Source organism: Mesorhizobium sp. M7A.F.Ca.CA.004.04.2.1, from assembly GCF_004022825.1.
Lineage (GTDB): Bacteria > Pseudomonadota > Alphaproteobacteria > Rhizobiales > Rhizobiaceae > Mesorhizobium.
Map to the genome: position 1 here is coordinate 1 of NZ_RZPH01000536.1, position 4,092 is coordinate 4,092.

The 4,092-nt window shown below is 61.4% G+C and carries 4 protein-coding genes; all 4 read left to right on the plus strand.

Annotation, left to right across the window (positions count from 1 at the left end):
* Window positions 1-634: Flp pilus assembly protein CpaB (gene cpaB / locus EN893_RS21930; protein ID WP_128361770.1), on the plus strand; the 634-nt coding region annotated here is incomplete at its 5' end.
* A 48-nt stretch (window positions 635-682) separates the two neighbouring features.
* Window positions 683-2,128, plus strand: coding sequence for a type II and III secretion system protein family protein (locus EN893_RS21935; RefSeq protein WP_128361771.1), 1,446 nt, complete (start codon window positions 683-685; stop codon window positions 2,126-2,128).
* Window positions 2,115-2,408, plus strand: coding sequence for a hypothetical protein (locus EN893_RS21940; RefSeq protein WP_127268518.1), 294 nt, complete (start codon window positions 2,115-2,117; stop codon window positions 2,406-2,408). Before EN893_RS21935 ends, EN893_RS21940 begins: the two co-directional genes overlap by 14 nt.
* 69 nt (window positions 2,409-2,477) lie before the next feature.
* The gene (locus tag EN893_RS21945; protein WP_127268517.1) at window positions 2,478-3,962 is read left to right on the plus strand and encodes a pilus assembly protein TadG-related protein; all 1,485 of its coding nucleotides are present in this window, start codon (window positions 2,478-2,480) and stop codon (window positions 3,960-3,962) included.
* The last annotated feature ends 130 nt before the right edge of the window (window positions 3,963-4,092 follow it).

Here is a 4,092-nt window from a genome sequence, read left to right on the forward strand (position 1 = left end):
CCGCGTCAACGACGTGCTCGGTGTGGCCGGCTTCGTTTTCCCGGGCGATCGAGTCGATATCCTACTCACCCGCACGGCGCGCGGCGATGATGGCACGGATAAGAGTTTCGTCGACGTGCTGCTGCAGAGCATGAAGGTGCTGGCCATCGACCAGGTGGCCGACGAAAGCAAGGACAGCCCGACGGTGGTGAAGTCCGTGACGCTGGAGGCCAGCACCAGGGACGCGCAAAAGCTGACGCTGGCGGCAGGCGCCGGCCAATTGTCGCTGGCGCTGCGTCAGGCCGCAGCCAGCAAGGGCGAGACGACAGAACGGGTGACGCTTTCTGACCTGACCGGCGAAACGCCGGCCGATGTCGCCGCCAGGCAGGCGGAGCTCGACAAGAGGGCAGCAGCGGAAGCGGCAGCAGCAGCCGAGCGCAAGCGCGCCGAGGACAAGATTGCCGGGTTGACCCAGGCCGTGGAAAAAGTGGGAAGCCGTCTCGACGAACTTGGCCGGGCCAAACCGGTTCCTATCGCGGCACCGGCGACCAAGGAAGTGGTCAAATACGTGCAGCCGGAGCCGCCGGCACGGGCTACGGTCGGCGTGTTCCGGGGTGTGAAGCTCGAGACATATGACGTACCGCGACAACAATAAAGCGCGGCGAAACGGATGCTGCCACCAGCAGCGAGTGGGGAGACGGGGATGCGGGGTTCTTGGTTAGGGATAGCGACGGCCGCGTTGTCGTGTTTGGCGGCGCTGTTGCTGTCGGGCCTGGCGGCCGGTGCGGCCGACCGCTTCATCGATGTCTCAACCCCTGCCGTGCACCGGATTTTCCTGCCGATGTCACAATCGGTAACGATCCAGGTGAGGGCCAATCTGGGCGATATCGTCGTCGGCGACGAGAAGATCGCCGATGCGCAGCCGATGACCGACCGCACGCTCTATGTCATCGGCAAGGGCGCCGGCACCACCACGGTCAATCTGTTTTCCACCGACAAGCGCTCGCTCGGCGCGCTCCAGATCGAGGTCGGTGTTGATGTCAGCGACATGGCGCAGGCGATCCGCCAGGTGGCGCCGAAGTCGCGCATCGAGGTCGGCTCGGTCAACGGCAGGGTCAGGCTTGGCGGTCATGTCAAGGACGGCGCCACGCTGGCGGCTATCCTGGCGGTTGCGCAGCAATATGGCCCCGACGCCGTCATCAACTCCGTCATCGTCGACGACAGCCAGCAGGTCAATTTAGAAGTGCGCGTGCTGGAAGCCAAGCGCAACACCGGCCGCGATCTCGGCGTGTCGATCAGGAGCACGAACGGCAGTGGCACGACCCGTACCGGCACCGGTGTTGCTGCCGTCGACGAGGACGGAGTGGTGCTCGGGCCGGGCGGTCTGCTCAGCGGCCTCCTGTCGACCTCCAGTCCCTTCGGAGCCCTGATCACGCGCGTCATCGACAGCAACATCAAGGTCGATCTGATCATCGAGGCGCTCGAGTCCAAAGGCGCGGTGCGCATGCTCGCGAACCCCAACCTCACCACTCTTTCCGGCGAGCAGGCCAGCTTCAACGCCGGCGGCGAAGTGCCTATCCGAACGCTCGACAAAGACGGCGAGATAAGCATCGAGTACAAGCAATTCGGCGTTAACCTGCTGTTCACGCCGGTCGTACTCGACGACGGCAAGATCCATATGAGGCTGGCGCCGGAAGTCAGCGACCTGACCGGCTTCACCACCGCCGGCGACCCGATCTTCACCAACCGCAAGCTGGCAACCGTCGTCGAACTTCGCGACGGCCAGAGTTTCGCCGTAGGCGGGCTTCTGTCGAGCAAGACCACCAAGCTCCAGGACCAGGTGCCGTGGCTCGGCCAGGTGCCTGTCATCGGAACGCTGTTTCGCAATTCGAGCAACCAGAAGGAAGAGACCGAGCTGGTCGTCATCGTCACGCCGCACATCGTGCGGCCGGTGAAGCCCGGCGAGCAGTTGGCGACGCCGTTCGACAAGACACGGCCCGCCAACGATCCCGAATTCTTCGTGCTCGGACAGCTTGAAGTGACCAAGGATATGGTCCGTAAATATGAACTGGGCGAAGGCGTAACCGGCCCCTATGGCCACATGCTCGACTTCAAATCGAAGGACAAGATGCTCTATGTCAAGAAATAGCGCCTTGATCCTCATCCTGGGCACCGGCCTGCTGTCGGGCTGTGCCACGGACTATCTGAACCACTATGATTCGGTGACCCTGGCTGCCGGCGACACGCAGAAGTTCAATTCGATGCTGCAAACGGTCGACCCGCTCAATCCGGCCTCCAACAACACCAGGATCGAGGGTGACGGTGCGCGCGCCGCCGGTGTTGCTCAGAACTACAGATTTCCACCACCACCGCCGCCGCCGCCGGCCATCACGGTCAATGTCGGCGGGTCGGGAGTGACGAACCAGTGAACTGAACAGGGATGCGGTTTCAGTGCGCCAGGCAAGACGACCGGCGTCAGGGGAGCAAAGAGTAAGGCCATGCTGCGGACCTTTCGCGCGTTCTGGCAGGACCAGAGGGGAATAGCGCTGATCCTCGTCAGCATTACCCTGCCGGCGATTATCGGGTTTTCGCTGCTCGCCATCGATATGAGCAGGGCGAACAATCTGCATAATGATCTGCAAAAGGGCGCCGATTCGTTCTCGCTTGCCGCTGCTGCCGAACTTGATGGCCGGCCTGATAGCATCACGCGGGCAGACCGCGCGCTGTCCACCTTGGTCTTCAACAGATATAATTTCTCGACAGGTGGTACCGGCCCGCAGGATTTGTTGGCAGCCGGCGTAACCAGGCGCTATCTGAGATCTATTCCGGCGACCGACAATCTTCCGATCACCGCAGCCAATGTCATCACCGACGAGGTCGCAGGCGCCGTGCAAGCTCGCTTCATCGAGGTCACAGTAACGCCCGTAGGGTTCGCAGCGATCTTCCCCGTCTCTTTTCTGTCGTCGAACGCCAACGGATCGTTCAACATCGGGGCAGTGTCGGTCGCCGGCTTCACCTCCAGCGTCTGCGATTTCACCCCGGTGTACATCTGCAATCCCTACGAGAATACGGCTGACAACCTCTTTGACGTCGCCGCCGACCCGGCGAAGCGCCGCCGCATGATTGAGCTGCGCCAGCAGGGCGGCAGTTCGGCGCAGAACTCGCCTGGAAACTACGGCTTCCTGCAACCGCCGAATGGATCTGGCGCAAACGCCATCAGGGATATGATCGCCATGACAAAATCGCAGGCATGTTACGATCAACGTGGCGTGCTGCTGCGCCCCGGCTTCCTTGCGACGGTTCGCGATGCATTGAATGTTCGCTTCGACGTCTACGATGGACCGATGAACGGCAATAGAAACGACCCTAATTTTGCGCCAGGTGAAAACGTGCGGAAGGGCTACAGGACCCAAGGTAACGCGTGCAATGCCGCTGAAGTCAGCCCGGCGCAGCCGACAAATTTCCAGGCCTTGCCACGCGACCCGGTAGTCAACGGACGCATCGGCGACGGGAATTGGGATTTCGACCAATATTGGAATACCAATTTCAACACCACGACAAACCCGGTAACCGTTCCAAAGCCAATCGGGGCAGATGGTATAAACCCTGCCAGCAATACAAATCAGCCGACCCGCTACAGCGCCTATCGCTACGAGATTTCGCAGGGCATCGTAAATCACCCTTCGAATGGTGGCGAGCTAGGCGCCCCAGCCTGTTCGTCAAACAGCGTTTCCGATCCGGACCGACGACTCCTCTACGGCGCCATCTTAAACTGTCAGGCACTGGTAGCCGCCGGGTTGATGTCAGGAGGCAACTCCTCAGAGCCGCTACCGGTCGAGGCCTTCGGCAGTTTCTTCATCACGGAACCTGTGGAGAGCGGCCCAGATCAGACCATTAGAGTCGAGCTTGTAGACATCACCGGGCGCGGCGGCCAAGGCACGCTCGACAATTTTCTTCGCGACGAAGCCCAGCTCTACCGGTGACGGCCATGATCGCAACGCTCTACCGCCATCTGCATAGATTTAGACGCGATCCAAGTGGGACGGCGCTTGTCGAGATGGCGCTGATCGCGCCACTGATGCTGATCCTGTCGGCGGGGGTTTTTGAATTTGG